20 protein-coding genes are annotated in these 23,196 nt (G+C 46.2%); 9 read left to right on the plus strand and 11 right to left on the minus strand.

The features are described 5' to 3' along the window. Positions 1–930: MFS transporter (locus B3M51_RS01995; RefSeq protein WP_292756476.1), on the minus strand; the 930-nt coding region annotated here is incomplete at its 3' end. Between the two features lie 50 nt (positions 931–980). On the opposite strand from B3M51_RS01995, the gene uvrA reads away from it, so the two are divergent. Together uvrA and B3M51_RS02005 are read left to right on the plus strand one after the other, a co-directional pair. Beyond that, entirely contained in the window at positions 981–3,800 is a 2,820-nt protein-coding gene (gene uvrA, locus B3M51_RS02000) for an excinuclease ABC subunit UvrA (RefSeq protein ID WP_292756478.1), read from the plus strand. Continuing rightward, positions 3,797–4,420, plus strand: a complete 624-nt coding sequence (locus B3M51_RS02005; protein WP_292478937.1) for an inorganic triphosphatase — start codon at positions 3,797–3,799, stop codon at positions 4,418–4,420. Before uvrA ends, B3M51_RS02005 begins: the two co-directional genes overlap by 4 nt. 4 nt (positions 4,421–4,424) lie before the next feature. Here the strand turns inward: B3M51_RS02005 and B3M51_RS02010 are convergent, their stop codons facing one another. The 3 genes from B3M51_RS02010 to gshB are packed head-to-tail and all read right to left on the minus strand — an operon-like array spanning position 4,425 to position 7,463. Further along, positions 4,425–5,471 (minus strand): energy transducer TonB, encoded by a 1,047-nt coding sequence (locus B3M51_RS02010; RefSeq protein WP_292756480.1) that lies wholly within the window; start codon positions 5,469–5,471, stop codon positions 4,425–4,427. A 4-nt stretch (positions 5,472–5,475) separates the two neighbouring features. Next, a complete protein-coding gene (locus tag B3M51_RS02015; protein WP_292756482.1) occupies positions 5,476–6,522 on the minus strand; it encodes an FAD:protein FMN transferase in 1,047 nt (348 codons plus the stop codon). Then, a complete protein-coding gene (gshB, locus tag B3M51_RS02020) occupies positions 6,519–7,463 on the minus strand; it encodes a glutathione synthase (RefSeq protein ID WP_292756484.1) in 945 nt (314 codons plus the stop codon). The genes B3M51_RS02015 and gshB overlap by 4 nt, the downstream gene beginning before the upstream one ends. Before the next feature lie 179 nt (positions 7,464–7,642). Here gshB and glyQ point away from each other — a divergent pair, with 179 nt between their 5' ends. From glyQ to B3M51_RS02045, 5 genes are read left to right on the plus strand one after another with little or no spacing between them, the layout of a single operon-like run. After that, on the plus strand, positions 7,643–8,578 hold the full coding sequence (gene glyQ / locus B3M51_RS02025; protein WP_292354657.1) for a glycine--tRNA ligase subunit alpha: 936 nt from the start codon (positions 7,643–7,645) through the stop codon (positions 8,576–8,578). Beyond that, a complete protein-coding gene (gene glyS, locus B3M51_RS02030; protein ID WP_292756486.1) occupies positions 8,575–10,653 on the plus strand; it encodes a glycine--tRNA ligase subunit beta in 2,079 nt (692 codons plus the stop codon). The genes glyQ and glyS overlap by 4 nt, the downstream gene beginning before the upstream one ends. Before the next feature lie 9 nt (positions 10,654–10,662). Further along, on the plus strand, positions 10,663–11,202 hold the full coding sequence (gene gmhB, locus B3M51_RS02035; RefSeq protein ID WP_292400527.1) for a D-glycero-beta-D-manno-heptose 1,7-bisphosphate 7-phosphatase: 540 nt from the start codon (positions 10,663–10,665) through the stop codon (positions 11,200–11,202). After that, a complete protein-coding gene (locus tag B3M51_RS02040) occupies positions 11,202–11,954 on the plus strand; it encodes a lysophospholipid acyltransferase family protein (protein ID WP_292478942.1) in 753 nt (250 codons plus the stop codon). Before gmhB ends, B3M51_RS02040 begins: the two co-directional genes overlap by 1 nt. Beyond that, complete coding sequence (locus B3M51_RS02045; protein ID WP_292478943.1) at positions 11,941–14,022, plus strand: EAL domain-containing protein; 2,082 nt, start codon at positions 11,941–11,943, stop codon at positions 14,020–14,022. Before B3M51_RS02040 ends, B3M51_RS02045 begins: the two co-directional genes overlap by 14 nt. A gap of 46 nt (positions 14,023–14,068) precedes the next feature. On the opposite strand, the gene htpX is transcribed toward B3M51_RS02045, so the two are convergent. From htpX to B3M51_RS02070, 5 genes are read right to left on the minus strand one after another with little or no spacing between them, the layout of a single operon-like run. Continuing rightward, complete coding sequence (gene htpX / locus B3M51_RS02050) at positions 14,069–14,950, minus strand: protease HtpX (protein WP_292478944.1); 882 nt, start codon at positions 14,948–14,950, stop codon at positions 14,069–14,071. Between the two features lie 54 nt (positions 14,951–15,004). Beyond that, a complete protein-coding gene (locus B3M51_RS02055) occupies positions 15,005–16,108 on the minus strand; it encodes an ATP-grasp domain-containing protein (RefSeq protein WP_292756489.1) in 1,104 nt (367 codons plus the stop codon). Positions 16,109–16,132: 24 nt separating this feature from the next. Beyond that, positions 16,133–17,038: an NAD(P)-dependent methylenetetrahydromethanopterin dehydrogenase gene (locus B3M51_RS02060; RefSeq protein ID WP_292478946.1), complete on the minus strand. Its 906-nt coding sequence runs from the start codon at positions 17,036–17,038 to the stop codon at positions 16,133–16,135. 9 nt (positions 17,039–17,047) lie between these two features. Beyond that, entirely contained in the window at positions 17,048–18,091 is a 1,044-nt protein-coding gene (locus B3M51_RS02065; RefSeq protein ID WP_292756491.1) for a beta-ribofuranosylaminobenzene 5'-phosphate synthase family protein, read from the minus strand. 8 nt (positions 18,092–18,099) lie between these two features. After that, positions 18,100–18,966 (minus strand): NAD(P)-dependent methylenetetrahydromethanopterin dehydrogenase, encoded by an 867-nt coding sequence (locus B3M51_RS02070; protein ID WP_292478948.1) that lies wholly within the window; start codon positions 18,964–18,966, stop codon positions 18,100–18,102. A gap of 213 nt (positions 18,967–19,179) precedes the next feature. Between B3M51_RS02070 and B3M51_RS02075 the strand changes: the two genes are divergently transcribed. Further along, positions 19,180–19,539 carry a hypothetical protein gene (locus B3M51_RS02075; RefSeq protein WP_292478949.1) on the plus strand — a complete coding sequence of 120 codons (360 nt, stop codon included), beginning with the start codon at positions 19,180–19,182 and terminating at the stop codon, positions 19,537–19,539. A 76-nt stretch (positions 19,540–19,615) separates the two neighbouring features. Here the strand turns inward: B3M51_RS02075 and B3M51_RS02080 are convergent, their stop codons facing one another. Beyond that, on the minus strand, positions 19,616–20,368 hold the full coding sequence (locus tag B3M51_RS02080; RefSeq protein WP_292478950.1) for a quinoprotein dehydrogenase-associated SoxYZ-like carrier: 753 nt from the start codon (positions 20,366–20,368) through the stop codon (positions 19,616–19,618). Between the two features lie 65 nt (positions 20,369–20,433). Further along, on the minus strand, positions 20,434–21,366 hold the full coding sequence (locus B3M51_RS02085; protein WP_292478951.1) for a quinoprotein relay system zinc metallohydrolase 2: 933 nt from the start codon (positions 21,364–21,366) through the stop codon (positions 20,434–20,436). 186 nt (positions 21,367–21,552) lie between these two features. On the opposite strand from B3M51_RS02085, the gene gltX reads away from it, so the two are divergent. Then, on the plus strand, positions 21,553–22,956 hold the full coding sequence (gltX, locus tag B3M51_RS02090; RefSeq protein WP_292478952.1) for a glutamate--tRNA ligase: 1,404 nt from the start codon (positions 21,553–21,555) through the stop codon (positions 22,954–22,956). The last annotated feature ends 240 nt before the right edge of the window (positions 22,957–23,196 follow it).

Below are 23,196 nucleotides of genomic sequence, written 5' to 3' on the forward strand. Positions count from 1 at the left end.
CATGGCCAATGAACCGGGTAATAAAGCCCAGCCGATCTGAGCGACAGCCAGTACGGCAATTGCGCCAGTAAACACCAGTTTCATTTTGCGCTGTTTTTCGGCTATTAGAATAAACGGCACCATGCAGATAAATGCCAGTAATAACACTGGTAAATAGGTTAACGCTAAATCCGCTTTGGCGACGCCGGCAAAATCCTGCAAAGCAATCGGCAGTGCAAAAAAACTTAACGTGAGTAATAAATGGAGAATCAGAATACTGGCAACCAGCCGCATAATCGAAGTATTCGCTAATACCTCACCAATTTGCGCACGGGCAGGTTTCATATCCTGATGTTGTTTGTGTTTATAAGGAGTGGGTACCCACCAATGCAACACAAACATGCCAAAAATAGCCATTAATGCGGTAGCCCAGAAGATGCCATCCAGTCCAATCCAGCTTTCTAAAGCCGCTCCACTGGCTAAAGCCACCGAAAAAGATAAACCAATGCTGATACCAATGGCGGCCATCGCTTTTGTGCGATGCTGATCGCGGGTAAGGTCTGCGGTTAGGGCCATCACTACGGCAGCAATCGCGCCACTGCCTTGTAATAATCTACCAATAATGACAGTGTAGATTGAGTCTGCCATGGCGGCTAACAGGCTACCGAGGGCAAACAGGATCAAACCCAGATATATGACCTTCTTACGACCAATCCGGTCGGAGAGCATGCCAAACGGAATTTGCAACAGCGCCTGCGTTAAACCATAGGCACCAATCGCGAGACCTATTAATAGAGGCGTGCTGTGTGAATATTGTTGAGCGGAGAGCGAAAATACCGGCAAAATCATAAACAAACCCAGCATACGCAGGGCGAAGATGACAGATAAACCGGAAATAGTACGTTTCTCCAGCGCACTAAGTGCGTCAGGTGTGGCTTGCTTTTGCGTCATGATAGGGTGACAGAGTATATTGATCCGTTGGATTTTACTACGGAACAGGCATGAAAAAAATCAGTATTCGCGGCGCCCGTACGCACAACCTCAAAAACATCGATCTGGACCTGCCCAGAGATGCGCTGATTGTGATTACCGGCTTGTCTGGATCAGGCAAATCGTCACTGGCTTTTGATACCTTATATGCGGAAGGTCAGCGGCGTTATGTGGAATCGCTGTCAGCCTATGCCAGACAGTTTTTATCGATGATGGAAAAACCCGATGTGGATCATATCGAAGGGCTTTCACCGGCGATTTCGATTGAACAAAAGTCGACATCACATAATCCGCGTTCTACCGTCGGCACCATCACCGAAATCTACGATTATTTAAGATTATTATTGGCTAGAGCCGGTGAGCCGCGCTGCCCAACGCATCATCTGCCGCTGGAAGCACAAACCGTCAGTCAGATGGTGGACACTGTATTAGCCATGCCCGAAGGCAAACGTTTAATGCTATTGGCTCCGGTGATTCAGGATCGCAAGGGTGAACATCTGTCAGTGTTTGAAGGATTGCGGGCCCAAGGGTTTGTTCGTGCCAGAGTCAATGGTGAAGTCGTTGAACTGGATGATCCACCGGAACTCGAATTACGCAAAAAACACACGATAGAAGCCGTGGTTGACCGTTTTAAAGTACGCGAAGACCTGCAACAACGTCTGGCCGAATCGTTTGAAACGGCACTGAAATTAGCCGATGGTGTGGCCAAAGTCGTCTCGATGGATGATGACTCGGATCAAACATTATTTTCGGCCCGTTTTGCCTGCTCTGAGTGTGGCTATTCAATAGCCGAACTTGAACCACGGATGTTTTCATTCAACAACCCGGCTGGGGCTTGCCCGACCTGCGATGGTCTGGGCATCAAGCAGTTTGTTGATCCTTCCCGAGTCGTTGCACATCCTGAACTGAGTTTGGCGGCTGGTGCCATTCGCGGATGGGATCGTCGTAATGCCTATTATTATCAAATGATTCTATCGCTGGCCGATCACTTTGAATTTAATATTGATGCGGCATTTGACTCATTACCGGAAAATGTCCGGCAAGTGATTTTGTATGGCAGTGGTCGTACTGAAATTGATTTCAGTTATATCAGTGATCGTGGCAAACGAGTAAGCCGAAAACATGCTTTTGAAGGCATTATTCCCAACCTGCAACGCCGTTATCATGAGACTGAATCGGGTAGTGTGCGTGATGAATTGGCGAAATTCCATTCAATCAGAGCCTGTCCGGATTGTCATGGCACCCGCTTACGGGAAGCTTCGCGTAATGTATTTATCAATGAAACCAATTTGCCAGAGATAACGGCGATGCCGATTGGTGAGGCCACCCAGTTTTTCCAGCAACTAGAGCTACCTGGTAAACGTGGAGAGATCGCCAGCAAGATAGTCAGCGAGATTAGTGCCCGTTTGAGTTTTCTGGTTAATGTCGGATTGGATTACCTGTCACTGGCGCGCAGTGCCGATACCTTATCCGGTGGTGAAGCGCAGCGTATCCGTCTTGCCAGCCAGATCGGTGCCGGTCTGGTCGGTGTGATGTATATTCTTGATGAACCCTCCATCGGTCTGCATCAACGTGACAATGATCGTCTGTTGGGAACACTGACCCGGCTGCGTGATTTGGGAAATACGGTGATTGTGGTTGAACATGATGAGGATGCGATCCGCAGTGCCGATTATGTTCTGGATATCGGGCCGGGTGCCGGGGTCCATGGGGGTGAAATTGTGGCGCAGGGCACGCCAGAAGATATTATGAAAAGTGAGCATTCGCTTACCGGACAGTACCTTTCTGGCCGTCGGAAAATTGAAATACCAGCTAAACGTGAAACCGCCCATGCTGGTAAGTCCATTGGCCTGCGTGGCGCCTGCGGTAATAACCTGAAACATGTCGATGTCGATATTCCGATAGGTCTGATGACTTGTGTGACCGGCGTGTCTGGTTCAGGAAAGTCCACCTTAATTAACGAAACGTTGCTAAAGCTGACTTCCAAGACATTAAATGGTGCTTCGGAAGAACCCGCCCCGCATACCGATATTCTTGGCCTGGAACAGTTGGATAAAGTCGTGGCGATTAATCAAAGCCCGATTGGTCGGACGCCGCGCTCCAATCCTGCCACCTACACTGGATTATTTACACCGATAAGGGAATTGTTTGCTGGCACACAGGAAGCACGGGCCAGAGGTTATGGACCTGGAAGATTTAGCTTTAATGTTAAAGGTGGACGTTGTGAAGCCTGTCAGGGTGACGGTCTGATTAAGGTCGAAATGCACTTTTTACCCGATATTTATGTGCCTTGTGACGTCTGTAAAGGTAAGCGCTACAATCGTGAAACCCTGGATATTCGCTATAAAGGTAAAACCATCACTGAAGTGCTGGATATGACTATCGAAGATGCCAATGTGTTTTTTGAAAATATTCCGGTGGTGGCGAAAAAACTGCAAACCCTGATTGATGTCGGTCTGACCTATATCAAGCTGGGGCAGAACGCTACAACGCTTTCCGGTGGTGAAGCCCAGCGGGTCAAACTGGCCAAAGAGTTATCAAAGCGTGATACCGGTAAAACACTGTATATCCTTGATGAGCCGACCACAGGGCTGCATTTTTACGATATTGAGCAACTGCTAAAAGTCTTGCATCACTTACGCGACCGGGGTAACACTATTGTGGTGATTGAGCATAATCTGGATGTGGTAAAAACCGCCGACTGGGTAATTGATATGGGCCCTGAGGGTGGCGCTGGCGGTGGAGAAGTGATTGCTGTCGGAACGCCGGAGCAAATCACCGAATATCCACGTTCGCATACCGGACATTATCTGAAGTCATTATTGAAATGAGTCTTGAACAAGAAATGAAACTCGCCGTGAATGGCGAGACCAAACTGAACCTTGCTGATCTGGAATGGCTGCAAGCTATGGTCAGTGAGCAAAAACAGTTGCATCTGCGGACGGAGTATTTTGATACTCCGCAACTGAAACTGAAACAGCAGGGCATCGCTTTACGTATGCGACAGATCGACGATCAATGGCTGCAAACCGTTAAAACCAGTGGCAACGTTCAGGATGGTCTGCATCAGCGTGAAGAGTGGGAACATCCGATCATTAATGGTGAGTTTGATCTGCCATTGCTACGGCAGACTCCCTTAGCGCCGATTGTCGATGACAGTGGCAGCTGGAAGCAGTTGCAGCGTCTGTTCTATACCGAATTTGACCGGGATATTCTTATGCTGGAAGCCGATCAGGACACCCTGATTGAGCTGGCGTACGACTTTGGCGAAGCCGTTTCGGGTAACAACAAGGCGGTCATTCATGAAGTTGAACTGGAGTTACGTCACGGTTCACTTGAGGTGTTACAGCAAATTGCAGAAAAGCTTAAGTCAGAATTGCCGCTGAGTTATAACAACCGCAGTAAAGCCGAGACGGGTTATCAGTTATATCAACAACAAAATACTGACTGAATAGCTATCGGGCCGACAGACCTCGGGCACTTTCAAACTTCCAGGTGCGGATAATGGTGAGCATGTCATTATTTTGCAGGACATCTTCGGGGATTGCGGCATACGGAGCACCTAAACGCACAATTCTCACAGCGGCATCATCCAGTACCTTATGCCCGGATGATCGCGATACCACAATGCCATCGGGGGGCACACTGCCATCCGGTTTGATATCTACTGATAGCATCAAGCTGCCATTAACGCCTTTATCCTTGGCTTCCTGCGGATAATTCATATTGCCAATCCGCTCAACTTTCATTGCCCAGGCCCGCATATAAGCGGCAGCTGCATATTCTTTAGTGGCTGCTGATATACGACGTTTTTTTGGAGTTTCACTTAACGCCCGGCTGTTATATTCCAGCGTGCTCTGTAGTGATCCGATTTCGCTTCTTGCACGGGCAATCAGCTCTGCACCAGAAACTTTTGGCGTAATCTCTGCTGTTTCTTCAACGGTATCGACGGTCTCTTCAGTGACAATTTCAGAAGTCTCTACCTTACGAACAGCCTTTTCAGCCGTGACTTTTTTGCTGGCGGTTTCGGGCTCGGGTTTTGCTTCGTCCACTGGTTTTGCAGCTGGTGGCTCTGGAACCACCTTTTCAGCTGGCGCTTCTGCTGGAGGGGATGGCTCAACAGGCGAAGCCAGTTCTACATCGGGTTCGGGGATAACCGGTTCAACAGGAACGGGATCCAGTTCCGTAATCGCGGGAGATACGGGATCTGTTGATGCGGGAGTCTCTTCGGCAATCGGTACCGGTAATTCTGGCGTTGGCTCAGGTGATTTTTCATCAGTTTCGCCACCACCCTCATTATTCACCTGGGCAAGATAACTGGCTTCTTCCGGCTCCTGCTCGGTTTGTTGTTTGACCAACGTGATATCAAGCTGATTGACTGGCGCGTTGGTCGGTGGAGAAAAAACATTAAAACTGATGGCAAACACCACGATTACATGCAAAATAACCGACCCGATAAGGGTCAGTATCATCCGATCAGTGGCACTGCTGGTCGAAATCATTCGCTCACTCGTGGGGGATTTCGCGAATCACCGGTTCGCCATCATGCCCGGTTAATCTGACGCGTTTTTGCATAGCAGGACTCATTTCAACCTGACCATCTTCTGTTACCAGCATCACCATATCAATTCCCATTTCTGCTGCAATGGTTGGCCAGTCACTTCCGGCCACAAATATTGCTGTTGCTGCGGCATCAGCCATTGAGGCGTTATCATGAATTACTGTAGACGACATGGCCTGATCGGCTGGATAACCTGTACGCGGATCCAGTATATGTGGATAGCGTTTACCTTCGTAGGTAAAAAATCGTTCGTAATCACCGGAACTGAACACACTTTCATCATCGCTGACAGCGACCGAGGCTAGCACTCTGTCATGTCTGGGATGACGAATACCAATAATCCAGGGACGCTCGCCATGAGTCCCTATGGCACGTAAATCACCACCAATATTGACCACGGCATTTTCAATACCCTGTTGCTGCAGAATGGCGATAGCGTTATCAACTGCATAACCTTTAGCAAAACCGCCAAAGCCAAGTCTTACTGCAGTGTTGTTACTGGTTAATTGACCATTTTCGATAACGATATCATCCATCGTCGGGCTGACAGCCAGCCATGCATCGATATCAGCCTGTGGGGGAGGTGGACGGGATTCAAACCAGTCATCCTGCTCATATCCCCATAATGCAAACAAATTACCGGCTGCAGGATTAAACAAATGGCCACTCTCTTTCGCCAGTTTCTGAGCCAGTAAAATCACACTGGCAACATTATCATCCACCGCTATAGGTTCTTCTGCAGCAATTGCATCATTTATTTTGGTTAATACACTGGGCTGCCAGGCATGCCACAGGTCATTTACTTCTGAAAAGGATTGCTCCAGCGTATCAATGGTTTTGGCTGCCGTTTCTTCATCAACACCGTACAGGCTGACATCGATTTCGGTGCCAAAAGCATAAAACTTGGCTTGTAACGCCCGGTCCTGGTCACCACACGCAGTTAATAAACTTAGACCAATAACTAATAAAAGGCTGTATAAAACAGTCTTCATAAATGTGCCTCAATACAATTCATCAAATCACCGGCAATATTCAGGTTGAATTGCCGATCCAGCTCACGGATACAGGTTGGGCTGGTGACATTAATTTCGGTAAGGTAATCACCAATCACATCCAGACCAACAAATAACAAACCTTTTTCACGTAATTTCGGTCCGACTTGCTGGCAGATCCAGCGGTCTCTTTCGGTAAGAGGGCGACCTTCACCCCGACCACCCGCTGCCAAATTGCCACGTGTTTCGCCATCCGCAGGGATTCGGGCCAAGGCGAAGGGAACTGGTTCGCCGTTAATCAGCAAAATACGTTTATCGCCGTCTTTAATTGCAGGTAAATACTGCTGCACCATCACCGATTTTTTGCCTTGCTCGGTAAGCGTTTCGACAATCACCGAAAAATTCGGATCGCCTTGACTGACTTTGAAAATTGAAGCGCCGCCCATGCCATCCAATGGTTTGATAATAATATCGCCATGTTGTTGCTGAAATTCACGCATCAGTTGTTTTTTTCGGGTGACTAAGGTGGGCGGACAACATTGTGGAAACCATGCGGTAAACAGTTTTTCGTTGGCATCACGCAGGCTTTGTGGATGGTTTACCACTAATACACCCTCGGACTGAGCCTGTTCCAGCAAGTAAGTGCTGTAGATATATTCCATATCAAATGGGGGATCTATGCGCATCAGGATCGCATCAAGTTCGTTAAGCCTGCGGGTTGTTGGTTCGCCTAATTGATACCAGTTATTGGCATCTTCCGTGACATGTAAATCCCGCATGCTGGCCATGACTTTGCCCTGGCTCAGATACAGATCCTGTTGTTCCATATATTGAATGGTCCAGCCCTTGGCCTGAGCAGCCAATAGCATCGCAAAACTGCTGTCTTTTTTGATATTGATGGCCGAAATGGGATCCATCACGATGCCGATAAGTCGCGACATAATTCTGCTCTTTAACAAAAATTAAGGTGGCTGCATTGTACCGTATCTGTTTCTTTGCAGTGACAGTCGCATCAGTCAAACCGTCAAGCGCATAAATTCATTACTGAGTTGTCTCTACAAGCCACTGCTTTATTCGCTATAATCAGTGCATTTTTAGTCATGCGAAGACAATTTTCTCAATGAGTGATTCTGCGGCAACTGTGGCGGCCACGCCAAAAACTTTTCAGGAACTGATTCTACGTCTGCAACAATACTGGGCGGAACAAGGCTGTGTGTTATTGCAACCTTATGATATGGAGGTTGGAGCGGGTACGTTCCACCCGGCAACCTTCCTGCGAGCTATTGGCCCGGAGCCCTGGAGTGCGGCGTATGTGCAACCCTCCCGTCGTCCGACAGATGGTCGTTATGGCGATAATCCGAACCGACTGCAGCATTATTACCAGTTTCAGGTGCTGATCAAACCATCGCCTTTGAATATTCAGGAACTGTATCTGGGCTCATTAAGAATGCTGGGGATTGATACCACCATTCACGATATTCGCTTTGTAGAAGATAACTGGGAATCACCTACATTAGGTGCCTGGGGACTGGGTTGGGAAGTCTGGCTCAATGGCATGGAGGTGACACAGTTCACCTACTTCCAGCAGGTTGGCGGCCTCGAATGTAAACCCGTCAGCGGTGAAATCACTTATGGCCTGGAACGTATCGCCATGTATCTGCAAGGCGTAGCCAGTGTTTATGATTTAGTCTGGGCAGATGGTCCACTCGGCAAAGTGACTTATGGCGATGTGTTTCACCAGAATGAAGTCGAAATGTCGACCTACAACTTTGAACATGCCAATACCGAACATCTGTTTCAGCAGTTCGATACCTGTGAAAAAGAGAGTGAAAGAATGATTGCAGCGGGCTTGCCATTACCTGCTTATGAAATGGTTTTAAAAGCATCACATACCTTTAATCTGCTCGACGCACGTAAAGCGATCTCAGTCACTGAAAGACAGCGCTTTATTCTGCGTGTCAGAACATTGGCCAGAGCAGTAGCTCAGGCTTACTACGACAGACGTGAATCCCTGGGCTTTCCGATGTTAAGTAAACAGGATGAGGTGCAGTCATGAGTGATGTACGTGATTTCCTGCTAGAGCTTGGCACTGAGGAGTTACCGCCCAAAGCCCTTTCGACTTTAAGTGAAGCTTTACTGAAAGGTGTTGAAAAAGGGTTAACTGAGGCAGAACTCACTTTCTCAACGTCAAAAGCCTATGCCAGTCCACGTCGGTTGGCGGTAGTGATTACTGGCCTCCAGACTCACCAAGCGGATCGTAATATCGAAAAGCGTGGTCCCGCCGTTACCGCTGCTTTTGATGAAGAAGGCAACCCGACCAAAGCGTTGCAGGGGTTTGCCCGTTCCTGTGGTGTGGATGTCGATGCACTGGAAACGCTGGAAACGGATAAAGGTGCCTGGTTAATCTACCGCGAAAAACAGACGGGTCAGGCCGCCACTGAGTTACTGCCGGAAATTGTGAAGCAGTCCTTAGCAGCATTGCCAATTCCCAAGCGTATGCGTTGGGGCAGTTTATCTGAAGAATTTGTCAGACCCGTGCACTGGCTGATTTTGATGTTGGGAGATGAGATTATTCCAGCCAGCTTGCTGGGCGTGCAATCGAATCAACTAAGTTATGGACATCGTTTCCATCATCCCCAGGCGATTCGCATCAGCAGCCCACAAACCTATGCGCCGCAATTGCTTAGCGAAGGGCATGTGATGGTTGATTTTGCTGAGCGTCGCGAAGCCATTCGCGGACAGGTCAATGAATTGGCCAGCCAACTGGGTGGTCAGGCCATTATTGATGATGAATTGCTCAATGAAGTCACCGGTCTGGTGGAATGGCCGGTTGCCTTATCGGGTGAGTTTGAAAAGCGTTTTCTGGAATTACCGTCGCAGGCATTGATCTCCTCAATGCAGGGCCATCAAAAATATTTCCCGGTAGAAGATGCGACTGGCAAGTTACTGCCGTTTTTTATTACGGTTTGTAATATCGAAAGTCGTGATCCGGCGCAGGTTATTGCCGGTAATGAACGGGTGATTCTGCCGCGGTTAAGCGATGCTGCGTTTTTCTGGGATACTGATAGAAAACGTCCATTAGCGGATCGTCAGGAACAACTGAAAACCATCGTGTTCCAGAATCAACTGGGCACGGTCTTTGATAAATCCCAACGTGTTGCGAAACTGGCTGGTTTTATTGCAGGTAAAATTGATGGCGACAAGGATTTGGCCGAACGTTCTGCCATGTTGGCCAAATGTGATCTGGTCACTGAAATGGTCGGTGAATTCCCCGAACTGCAAGGCATTATGGGTAGCTTCTATGCACGTCTTGATGGCGAGCAGGAAGAACTTGCTTTGGCGATGGATGAACAATATTTACCGCGCTTTGCCGGTGATGCATTGCCACAGGGTAAGACTGGGCAGGCACTGAGCCTGGCTGAGAAAATCGATACTCTATGTGGTCTGTTTGGTATTGGCCAACCGCCCTCAGGCGCCAAAGACCCCTTCGCCTTACGCCGGGCAGCCTTAGGCGTACTGAGGATTATCATCGAAAACAATCTGGATTTGGATCTGGCCGAGCTATTACAACAATCGGTTCAAAGTTACTATAAACAGCTTACTGAAACGGATATCGTGGCTCCGGTTATGCAATACCTATTTGATCGCTTGCGCGGCTACGCCGCTGATGCCGGCCATCATGGTGATGTGTTTGAAGCCGTTTTAGCCATACAACCTACACGCCCACTGGATTTCATGCAGCGTATGCAGGCTGTGTCTGCTTTCCGCGAGATGGAGCAAGCCGAAGCGCTGGCTGCAGGCAATAAACGGATTGATAATATTTTGCGGAAAAATGGTGCCTATGAAGCCAGTCATCACTTAAATCCTGATTTACTGGAAGAAGCGGCCGAACATAAACTGGCTGAGACCTTACAGCAAGTCTCTGCAGATGTTGCTCCGATGATGAAAAAGGCGGACTACGCAGGAGTATTACGTCGACTGGCCGATATGCGCGACAGTATTGATGCATTTTTTGACGAAGTAATGGTTATGGCAGAAGATGAAGCAATTCGTCATAATCGTTTGGCGTTACTGAATCAGACTCGGGCATTGTTTCTGGGTGTGGCGGATATTTCCCGATTACAAAATTAGGATGCGTATATGTCGCTGATAATTCTCGATCGTGATGGTGTGATAAACCATGATTCGGATGATTTTATTAAATCTCCTTCAGAATGGGAGCCTATTGAAGGCAGTCTGGAAGCTATTGCGAGACTGAATTATGCTGGCTATCGGGTGGTGATCATTACCAATCAATCCGGCATTGCCAGGGGCTTTCTGGATGTCGAAACCCTCAATCGCATTCACAGTAAAATGCGGCGAATGCTGGCGCAGGTTGGTGGACGCATTGAAGCCATTTTTTTCTGCCCACATGGGCCTGATGATAATTGTGACTGCCGAAAACCTAAAGACGCAGCGTTTAAAGAGCTTGCTCATCGATTGCGGGTGAATCTGGATCATGTGCCTGCGGTAGGCGATTCGCTGAGAGATATCCAGGCAGCACAGTCTGCTGGAGCCAAACCTATCCTGGTACGCACCGGAAAAGGTGAAAAGACTCTGAAGAAAGGCATTCCCAAGGATGTGCCGGTATATGACAATCTGGCTGCAGTGGCCGATGCATTGTTGGAAATCGTAATTTGATGCAAATTTTCCGTTCATTTATCTTTCTTATCATTTACGCAATAACAGCCATTCTATTCTCGGTAATAGGCGTGCTAATCTGGCCATTACCGTTTAAACAGCGCTACTGGGTGGTCAGTCGGTGGGCAGTGATGAATATCTGGCTGTTAAAAATTATTTGTGGATTAAGGCTGGAAGTCGAAGGGCGAGACAATATTCCTACGGAACCTTGTGTGATTTTATGCAAACATCAATCAGCTTGGGAAACACTGGCTTTACAGGCTGTGTTTCCTCCTCAGGTCTGGGTGTTGAAACGTGAATTATTATGGATTCCTTTTTTTGGTTGGGGACTCGCTTCGTTGCGGCCAATTGCCATTGATCGTAATGCCGGTCGTCAGGCTTTGCATCAGGTAATTGAGCAGGGCAAGGAACGGTTACAATCAGGCGCAATGGTAGTGGTGTTTCCTGAAGGAACGCGTTTACCACCAGGTACGATGGGGCGATTTGGGGTTGGTGGCGCCCGTTTGGCGGTGGAAGCAGGTGTTCCAGTCGTGCCGGTGGCGCATAACGCCGGCAGCTTTTGGGCAAAAAAAGGCTTTCTTAAACGTCCAGGCGTGATCAAAATGGTGATTGGGGCTAAGATAGAAATTCAGGATTTGTCAGCTAATGCCGTTAACCAAAAAGCGTATGATTGGATGACATTAACCATGACCCAATTGGAAGGGGAAACACCGGTGCAATTTACTAAAGGTGAGCAGCGTGGCGAGAGCTGAAGGTATTTTACGGTTATTAATTATTGATGATTCGCTTACCGAAGCTGACGCTATTATTAATATTTTACGCAGTGCCGGCCATGCGGTCAGAGCGGGACGAGAAGATGACTTTGATGCATTGGAGCTGTCTTTAAGCAAGCAAAGCTGGGACTTACTAATTTGTCGTGATAATTTGCCAGCGTTGGCACCTGTTGAAATTGTCAATGTAATCAAACGGCTGGGTAAGGATTTACCGTGTGTTGTGATTACTGAAAATAAAGCCGCTGAAAAAGAATTGTTTCGCACGGGCGTTCAGGATGTTGTCTTCAAAGATGATACTGAGCGGCTGAAGTTTGCTGTTGAGCGTGAATTGGACAATCTGTTTATGCGGCGCCTGGGACGACGCAATGAGCGCGCACTGCGTGAGAGTGAAAAACGCTCACGTGCTTTACTGGAAAGCTCGAGAGATGCTGTGGCCTATATGCATGAAGGTATGCATTTATATGTTAACAGTGCCTATCTCAATCTGTTTGGATATAAAGATCAGGAAGACATTGATGGCTTGCCGATTCTGGATTTAATTGATAGTGAAGATCATGCCAAGTTCAAAATGGTCTTTCGGCAATTTACTGAAAAAGCTGATGCGAGCCCGGCAATACTGACTGCCCAATGTTTGAAAAACGATGGCTATGTATTTGATGCGGACATCGAGTTCAGTCATGCACAGGTAGAAGGAGAAGATTGCACTCAGGTGGTTGTTCGTGACCGCAGTGAAGCTGATACCGAAGAAGATGAACAATTAAAACGATTGCGTGACTTTGATCTGTTAACCGGATTATTTAATCGCACTCGCTTTGTAGATGAATTACAGCATGCTGTTAATCAGGCCGCTGAAAATCAGAGTGATTCTGCGCTACTCTATATGGTGTTGGATGATTTCCAGCAAATTAAAGAGCTTGTTGGGTTGGCAACCAGCGATATGGTGATTAAAAGTGTTGCCGATCTACTGCTAGAAACAGCTGAAGATGGTGAAAAAGTCGGTCGTTATGGTGATCAGATATTTACCGTTATCATCCCCAGTACTGACGAAAGTTTTGTGGATAAACGAGCTGAAGCCTTTTTGAACAGTGTTGCTGAATTTGTCTCTCATACCAACGGAAAAATGATAGATTTGCACTGTAGTATTGGGATAGCGCGCATCAGTGAAAATGTCGCTTCAGCCCAAACTGCTCTGGAGAATGCAGATAAAGCCTGTACTGATGCCCAACATGCTGGAGGCAATCAAACAGCCCGATTCCAGGAGAAAATGCCTCAAAGCGACTCAGGTGAACTTTCTGCTTGGAAAACAGTTTTACAAAATGCCCTGAACAATGATTTATTCAATATTTATTTTCAACCCATTGTCCCTTTGCATGGTCCTCAACAAGAGTTCTATGACGTTCTGCTAAGGTTGCAGGATGGAGACAAAACCTTGCGAGCTGAAGAGTTTATTCAGCATGCTGTCAAATTGCAGATGATGGCTGAGGTGGATAAATGGGTCATTCGTACTGCACTTAAAAAGCTGGCGGAACATCAGCAAACTCATCCCAAAACCCGGTTTTTTATTAAACTTTCTGAACAGACCCTGCATGAAAAAGATTATGTAGACTGGTTATCAGCAACGCTCTCAGCACATAATTTGACCGGAAAGGCGCTGATATTTGAAATCAGTGAAACAGCCGCCGTGGATAATATTGAAGATACCAAAAAAACTATTGCCAAACTTAAGGCAATTGGATGTGAATTTGGATTAGAGCATTTTGGTTCCGGTATAGGATTCTCGCATAGTCTGAATGTTCTGGATGTTGATTATCTAAAAATCAACGGCAATTTTGTCGAAAATATGGCGAACGACACTGAAAATCAGGCAGCCATTAAATCAATAATTGATATGGCAAAGCAGGCTGAAAAACCCAGTATTGCCGAGTTTGTCTCAGACGCTGTAAGTCTTGCTCTTTTGTGGCGATTGGGTGTTGATTATGCCCAAGGTTATTATATTCATCAGCCTTCAGAGAAGCTCGATTACAATTTTGAAGACGAAGATCTCTGATGAAAATAAAAGGCTTACTTTAATTGCAAAGTAAGCCTTTTAAGTATTAAACACGTCCGGAACGCAATGCCTCAATCCGTTTCTCAAGCGGAGGATGCGTCATAAATAATGCAGAAATTCCAGCACGTCCACCTGAAATACCAAATGCATGTAATTGATCTGGTAAAGCCTCTTCGGCAGTGCCTGCCAGGCGTTGTAATGCAGCAATCATTTTTCCAGAGCCAACCAGCCTTGCTGCGCCGGCATCGGCACGAAATTCACGCTGACGACTGAACCACATCACGATAATACTGGCGAGAATACCAAGCACTAATTCTGCAATGATTGAAGTAATCCAGAAAGCTGGACCATGTCCTCGTTCAGTTTTGAAAACCGTCCGGTCCACTAGATGGCCTATCACCCTGGATAAGACGATAACAAATGTATTCACCACCCCTTGAATCAACGCCATGGTCACCATATCGCCATTCGCAACGTGACTGACTTCATGTGCTAAAACAGCCTCTACTTCATCCTGTGTCATGGATTGCATAAGTCCACTACTGACCGCGACCAATGCATTGTTACGATTCATACCGGTGGCAAAAGCATTAGGTTGGGGTGAATGATAGATAGCCACCTCAGGCATACCGATGCCCGCCTGTTGTGCCTGACGTGACACGGTATCAACCAGCCATTTTTCAGTTGAGTTTTTAGGAGAGGTAATCACCTCGGCGCCAGTCAATCGTTTGGCAGTCCATTTGGAAATAGCCAGAGAAATGAAGGAACCGCTAAAGCCAATAATTCCCGCAAAAATAAGCAAGGAAGTCATATTTAAACCAGCACCTTGCTCATCCAGCAGGCTATCTATACCGAGCAGTCGCATTGTCACGCTTAATACCGCTAACACCGCAATATTGGTGGCAAGGTACAACATGATTCGTTTCATTCGAGATTCCTTGAGATTAAGTTGTCAGTAATATGGGTGAGCAACGGGCTGTTTTCAAGCGGTAACCGATAAATTTTTAACCAATATATTTGCCAGATGATGACCATTATTTTGTTCGGTTTCGTCCAGCATTAAACTGCAAATGATGCCATGCTTATCGATAACACTTCCGCCGGCAGGCAGGTCATGACAATACTCTGGCCAGTCAAAATCAGCTGGAATGATGATTTTTTCCGGGGCAAAACAAAACCATAAGATTCGTTTTTTTGCAGGAAGTTCAACCGCTATTTCAGGCATAACACCAGTGGAGCTCATCAACTGCCAATAGATAATGGGAGCATCATTCGATAACAACTGACAGGAAGCGGTAGGGCGAGGATTCAGCTCCAGCAGAAAAATTTCGCCGGCTGGCTTGATTATAAAATCCAATGACATCAAACCGGTTAAAGATAGATTTTCGGTAAGTTTGTGTAATGCCTGATGGAGAATGTTTTGTTGTTTTAGCTCAAGTTGAAGGCCACTTGAGATAGCGTTTAGACTGAAGTTGTACAGACTGGGATTAACGGGAAATTGCTGATTGAAAAGTAACAATTGAATGTCATTCGCTGCAGCTAGAAACAGCACGGATCCGCTGATACCTTCAATATATTGTTGATAATAATGTTCAGGTCTTTCAACTACCGAATTTGCTTCAACAATGTGCGTTCCCCCCCAACTGGCAACCGATTTGGCTAACCACTTACTATTTGCCATCTGGGTTTTATGGAATGTTGTTGGCGGATGCGGTAAAGATAAACTTTCCAGTATCGCAATCCATTTTTCAGGGAGGCAAATCTGCTCAAAGCACTCATATGAGGGACCTGCAAATTTGATATGGGGGGGTAACTGTGACAGAGCAGAATAAAAACGCTCGATACCAGTGCCGCAGATTAACCAGCATGGCTCATCATCACTTAAGGTAATAATGGTTTGTAGCCATTGATTTGCTTCATGATCATCGAGTGCAGATAGCTTCAGAAATCTATCTGCCACTTCCAGGGTATCAATATCAGCAAAGCAATCAGCTACACGTACGGAATAACCTTCACGTGTAGCCGATTGCGCCAGCATTCTTGCGCTTTGTGCAACAATCAACAGGAGCCTGGGATGTTCAGCCATTACTGGCTCCTGTGCACTCTATGCTTAAACCAGTTTACGAGCACCTTCAAAGGCATTACGGAAATCCAGATAAACTGGTTTATCACTTTCCAGTGTTTCTCTGAGTAGGGCTTGTTGCAGTTTATATTTCACATTACCAACCGCAAGTGCGCCGATACCGACAGCTTTTGGACATTGTGGTGTAAATTTCAGCGGTTCACCGTTATCCATTAACTCGACACCTTCAATCCCCAGAGGGGAAACGGCATTCACATCGCCGGCCACTTTAAGCTTTTTAGCATCGCTCAGTACTGAAGCATTCAATACCTGAACACCTGCTTTAGCTGCACAGAAAACCACATCAGCATCACTTAACAGACGGGCTTTATCTGCGTCAGATGCTGCAGTGGTGGCTCGTAAGTTTACACCGTAACGTTTACGGGCCTCATCAGAAAACTGCAGGGCTGTATCCAGTGAAAAGTGATCAACAATTGTTGTTTCAGCACCTTGAAGTGCAGCAATGACTGCGGTAGCAAGTCCCACCGGACCTGTACCGCCGAACACAACTGCTTTACAACCTTTGTAATCCTGCTTGAAATGTTTCTTTAATTCACGTTCGACACAGGCAACCAGTGCTGCTGCAGTAGTGAATGCACCACTTGGATCGGCAAATACCGGGATTTCAAACGGTGGTACCATTGCCGACTTGGCTGCATCCAGCATATCCATCGCCATACCAATATCTCTGCCACCAATGAACATACCTGTCTTTTTTACACCGGCAGGACCACGGGAAAAAATGGCATCTTGAGTTAAGCCAGCCACCTCATTCAACTCAACATTGTTGTAAGGCATGATGATGTCATAACCAGCATCCAATGCCATATTAATATCAAACGGACTGTTTTGTTTCATAGGGTTGAGCATATGAATGATGGAGCGCTTGGACATGTTAATCCCTCACTGTTTATTAAAATGTAAAGTCTTGTCGTCGATTGTAATGCCAGCACCCTTATTAACGCCAGCAGTAGTAATTAATTCAATATCCTGCAATTGAGGATTTGAGTCAATCACGCCACGAAGCCTATCGATAAGGAAATCCGCCTGAGACTGACTCTCGGTAAAAACGCAGGATGTGGGCCCCCAGGAGCTTTGTGCCATACCAGTAAACCCCAGGGACTTGCAGTGTTCCATTAGGATGGATATGGCTTTGCTGGTGTACTGGCCACCTTGTGCTGGGGCAAAATGCTGACCAATCAAGGCCTGAATTTCGCTTACGGCCGAACCAAATAATTGAATATCCTGCTCAATTAATGCGGGTAATAGCTGCATCAGCGTCAGGTGACAAATACGTTGGCTGTGTTGTAACGGGAATGTTGGCAATTGCTGAAACGCCTGGATTTCAGTTTGACCATGAATGCCCTGATGACTTTTATCCATCAACATCACCAGTCGCCACTGAGAGGGGAAGTCTTGCTGAAATAATCTGACTGGGGTCTGTGAGTTAGGTCCTAAGCCCGCATCAACTACAAAACCACCAGTATCAAAGGTGCTGATCCCAATTCCTGATCGCTTTCCACGATCCATTGCCAGAGCTATTTTTTCGGTAGGAATGTCCAGCTGATGATATTTCGCCAGTATCTGACCAATGACCAGAGCTAGCTGAGTGCCTGAGCCGAGCCCCGCATGTTCTGGGATCAACGAGTGAATAGTGAGGCTGACCCGGCGTAAATCAGTCGGGATATTCGCCCCCAAGGTGAGATAAAACTGTTTTATCAGTTTAGTGATTTTTTGACTACTGGAATCTGTAACAGAAATATCTGATGTTAGCTGATCATCAGAATCAGAAAGGCTGAGCTTAGTATGGTGACTATCTACTGCTAAACCGATACTGCCAAAATGACGGCCTAAGCCGCCATTTAAATCCAGAAAACCCAGATGGAGTCTTGCCGGAGCCTGTACACAGATCGTTTGACGTTCAACAGGTGAAACCGGTTTTTGCATTGCTGTCACTAGGCGTTATCAATTTTACAGGCGATATCGTAGATAGTGGTTTCGTCCAAAAACAAATCATTGCTGTCAAACAGCGATGCAACTGCTCCTCGATGTACCTTCATTTTGAAGTTACCAATTGCAATAGCCCCGTAAAAACGCACTCCCTGTTTTTCTGTACCATTATCCATGACTTCCATACCTTCAACTCCCAACGGTGGAACCGCATTAACATCGGCAATCACTTCGAGCGTTTTGCTGGCAGTCCAGGTAGCTTCGGGAACAATACAAACACCAGCCGGACCAGCCGCAATAGCAACATGGGCGTCTTTAAGTAATGCCGCAACGGCTTCATCACTTCGGGTTTCTCCGGGAATTACATCAACCCCATAGGCTTTTTTCATATGTTCGACAGTGGCTTTGCTTCGCGCCATGCTACGGCAGGTTAAGGTGACTTTACTCGCACCTTCTTTTAACAGGTACAAGGCAGTTCGTTGCCCCACAGGACCTGCCCCAAGAATCGCCACATTTTTGTCGGTAATGTCGTAGTCAGTCATTACTTTTCGGGCAATTGCTGCTGCTGTGGTATTAGATCCATTTGGATCCAGCATTACTGAAACTCTAACCGGACCAAAGAATGCTTTTTTGACGGCTTCACCGACAAGCTCACTGGAAGCGACATTTGAACCGCCGATAAAAATTGCGCTGTTTTTCAGGTTCTTTCCACCGCGGGTAAAAATCATGCCATGAACATGAGAGGTGACATTGTCACGCGTTGCTCCGCCATGCGCGATAATGTTATCCACGCCGGAGTCATAGGCAACAGCTTGATCAAAAGTGCTCGCGACGGTATCAGTATCGAGATGAAGCAATAATTTTTTCATCATGTTCTCCTGCATTCAGCATGGCTTGAGGTGAGATAAATAAACGCTGGATTTTACCCTATGTTGTTTCTGTGAGGAAATTAAACTGCCATTATGCTGTATCAAAAAGTTTGATTGGCAATACGTTAAAGTGGCAATATCCTGTTTCTGTGTAGGAACTTGTCTTGCAAATTACCAGTCACAGCAGCACTACATAATAAAATTTAGGAGTAGAGAATGAAGAAAACCAGTCTGACCGTCCTGTTCGCCAGTATGACCATGTTAAGTGCCTCCGCTATTGCCGATGACCATATGGATTTTTCTACGGTTACCAAGGTGCAATACGTAAATGATTGTATGCAGGCAAATACAAATCTAAACGTATATGAAGGCGTGCACAAATGTTCATGCGTGGTGGATAAGCTTGATGAAGCATTTACCCAGACTGATTTCGAAGACATCAGCACTGCCTACATGTATCGTAATCTGCCAGCCGATCGCGGTGCACAATTCCGTGACGACGAAGGTTTGAGTGGTGGTATAGATAAATATGAAGAAGTATCAGCTTCAGCTTACAAAGAATGCAGAATTCAATAGTTTCTGATTGATGCGAATGAAAAAAAGGCCGTTTCAAACGGCCTTTTTTTATGCATTAAAGTAGTAAAAATATCCGCTAGATTTGTTTATCCATGCTGTAAGTCATTTCTTTACTGTCATTCACCATCGCTTTTAACACACCATGCTTTTGCGGGGTGAAGTTAAACCGGATACTGGGGTCTTCACTTATTGAAATGCCTGCCTCAAGCGTAATCAGGTTTTCATCTTCAAAATCAATGACAATTTCTTTCACATAATGCGGTGGAATATAGCCACGGGTTTTTTGGTCAAACTGTAGGCCACTGTTATTCGGGTGACTTACAACTACCTGTGCTTTTGTGGTTTCGCCAATGCTGGCTTCTCGCATACGAATCTGCATTTTGCCCAACCGGGCCATTGCAGCTTCCATGTCTTTACCTGCCGGAGCACTACATCCTCCTGATGCTTTGACGAATTTTGACACCATATGCAAAGAACCATCATTCATTTCTGCAATAGCGCGCATATCGGTGTATTGATCGACCCTGACCCGTGTAGCGATATCAATATCACCAAGTGTCGGTGATAAATGGAAATTCGCAGAATATGGCATCGGGTTTTTATCGATGATGATATGTATGTTTTTGATGTATTTCTCAGCGGTCTGTGGCTGAACGGATTTCACACTGATTGGAACAATGGCCGCATCTTCAGCCCGGGTAGGCGCTTCAAGAATCAAAACATCATCGGCATTTTCATGAATTTTACGATCACCAAAATAAGTTTGTTTAAGCGCTGACCATAAATCCTCTTCAGCTGTTGCAGCATTTGCAATGAGGCCATGACTCATAAAAACTGCAAATACAGCCCAAAAAATTGTATTTCGCCCCATCATTTTCGCTCTCCTAATAATTATTATTCCCACTCCAGTTCTACAAACGCAGCGGTAACATTTCGACGATGATATTCTTCAAAAAGTTTCCAATTTTCAGCTTCTTGCCTGCCTACCGATTCAATGGCTTGTTCAATGGTTCCAAGATCGTTAATGATGACTCTGATTTCTTCACGTACAGTTATCAGATAGCGCAGTAAATCCTGCCAGCCCTTTGATTGTTCGCCACTAAAAGCCGATCCGTGCCCTGGAATAATCATTGCTGCATCGCGATCAACCAAGGTTTCAAGCGCATCAATCCAGCCATTAATACTGCCGTCCAATGCCGGTACACGTTCAACAAATAATAAATCACCGGTCCATAATGTACTGGTTTTCTCATCATAAACGGTTAAATCATGATCGGTATGGGCTGTGGTAAAAGCGGTTAACGTCAGCAGCCGGTTACCAAGATCCAATTGTAATGGCGAGTCAACCGCAACCAATGTCTCCGCTTCGATAAACTCAGTGCCTTCATATGCGTCGCCCAAAATCTCAGAAAACTGTCTGGCAAAATGTTGTTTACGACTGGCCATGGCCGCCGGTAATTTTTCATGGCCAATAAATTCCGGCTCATCCATTTTAAATGCGGCGTTTCCCAACACATGATCGGGGTGAACATGGGTATTGATGACATAACAGATAGGCAAATCACTATGCTGACGGATGGCTTTACGTAATAACTTACCTTCTTGAAAACTGCCGCCGCTATCAATGACAGCAATGCATTGCTCACCAATGATAAAACCAACATTGGCAATGGCTCCCAGATTCTCAGCATCAGCTTCTTCGTGGCTGCCCTGGTGGTAAAAAATACCTTCAGCAACCTGCTGCACCGAATAGCTGTCTGGCTGACTACTGCTCGCAAAGGCCAAAGATGAAACCACAATAGATAGAAAGGAAATCAATATACGCATGTTGATGACTCACTAATTGTCAGCGTCTGAACTGTTACAATAACGCACTTTATTGCAATACATCCACATAGCTAGCAGAGAANNAATATACGCATGTTGATGACTCACTAATTGTCAGCGTCTGAACTGTTACAATAACGCACTTTATTGCAATACATCCACATAGCTAGCAGAGAAATTTTGATTATGACAATTCGCACGCGTTTTGCACCCAGCCCAACAGGATATCTACATGTAGGCGGTGCCCGTACCGCTCTTTTTTCATGGCTGTATGCCAGAAAACATGGCGGTCGCTTCATATTAAGGATAGAAGACACAGATATCGAACGCTCATCAGCTGAATCAGTGAATGCCATTCTCGAAGGCATGACATGGATGGGGTTGGATTATGACGAAGGCCCGTTTTATCAAACACAACGTTTCGATCGTTACAAGGAAATCATCCAGCAGCTAATGGATCAGGGCGATGCGTATTACTGTTATTGCAGTAAAGACGAGCTGGAAGCAATGCGTGAAGAGCAACGTGCCAATAAGCAAAAACCACGATATGACGGACGCTGCCGTCACCTTTCAACTCCCCGCGAAGGTGTTGAACCGGTCATCCGCTTTAAAAACCCTACCGTGGGCCAGGTGGTGGTTGAAGATGCAATCCGTGGCAATGTGGTTTTTGAGAATAGTGAACTGGATGACTTGGTTATCGCTCGTCCAGACGGCACACCTACCTATAACTTAACGGTAGTAGTGGATGATCTGGATATGCAAATGACCCACGTTATCCGTGGTGATGATCATTTGAATAACTCTCCGCGACAGATAAATATCTTTAAAGCACTAGGCGCTAAACCACCCGTTTTTGGCCATGTCCCGATGATTTTAGGTGATGATGGCGCTCGTCTTTCGAAAAGACATGGAGCGGTCAGTGTGATGAGTTATCGTGATGCGGGATATCTTCCCGAGGCATTGCTGAATTATCTGGTCAGGCTAGGTTGGTCACACGGTGATCAGGAAATTTTTTCCCTTGCCGAGATGACACAGTTATTCGATATCCAGGATGTGAACAAGGCTGCATCCAGCTTTAATACCGATAAATTAATCTGGCTTAATCAGCATTACATTAAAACCAGTTCCCCGGAACACGTTGCTCAGCATTTGAGCTGGCATATGGGGGAGCTGGGAATCGACCCTGCTGATGGTCCTGCATTGGTAGATATTGTTGTGTTGTTACAGGAGCGGGCCAAAACACTTAAAGAGATGGCTGAATCGAGTGTGTACTTCTACCGGGACGTCGAAACGTATGATGAAAAGGCTGCACAGAAAAATCTGACTGAAACCAGCTTGCCACTTTTAGAAGCCGTATTGGCAGAGTTGACTGAGCTCAATGATTGGCTGGCTGAACCTATTCATTCAGTCATCAAGAGTTGTGCAGAAAAACATGAGGTTGGCATGGGTAAAGTGGCACAGCCAATACGTGTTGCGATAACAGGAAATACGGTTTCTCCTTCTTTAGATGCTACCTTAGAGCTTTACGGTCGAGAGCGCGCACTCACTGCTATTCAACGTGCAATTAACTGGATCAAAGATCATGCCTGATTTTTAGCTGAAAAATAAAGTTGTTAATTTTCAATAGCTTATTATATCGGGAAATTATTCCCGAAAATAAGCTGGAAAAACTCACAAAAAAGTTATGTAAAGTTCTTGACGAACCCGGGAAGTCGGATTATGGTTCGTCATACGCATGAGGTTCATCCGAACAAATCGTGACGTACAAAACTAAAAAGCAATAGAGGACAACTTTATGAAGCTGAAAACATTATCAATTGCAATGATGGG

Source organism: Methylophaga sp. UBA2689 (genome assembly GCA_002354555.1).
GTDB lineage: Bacteria > Pseudomonadota > Gammaproteobacteria > Nitrosococcales > Methylophagaceae > Methylophaga.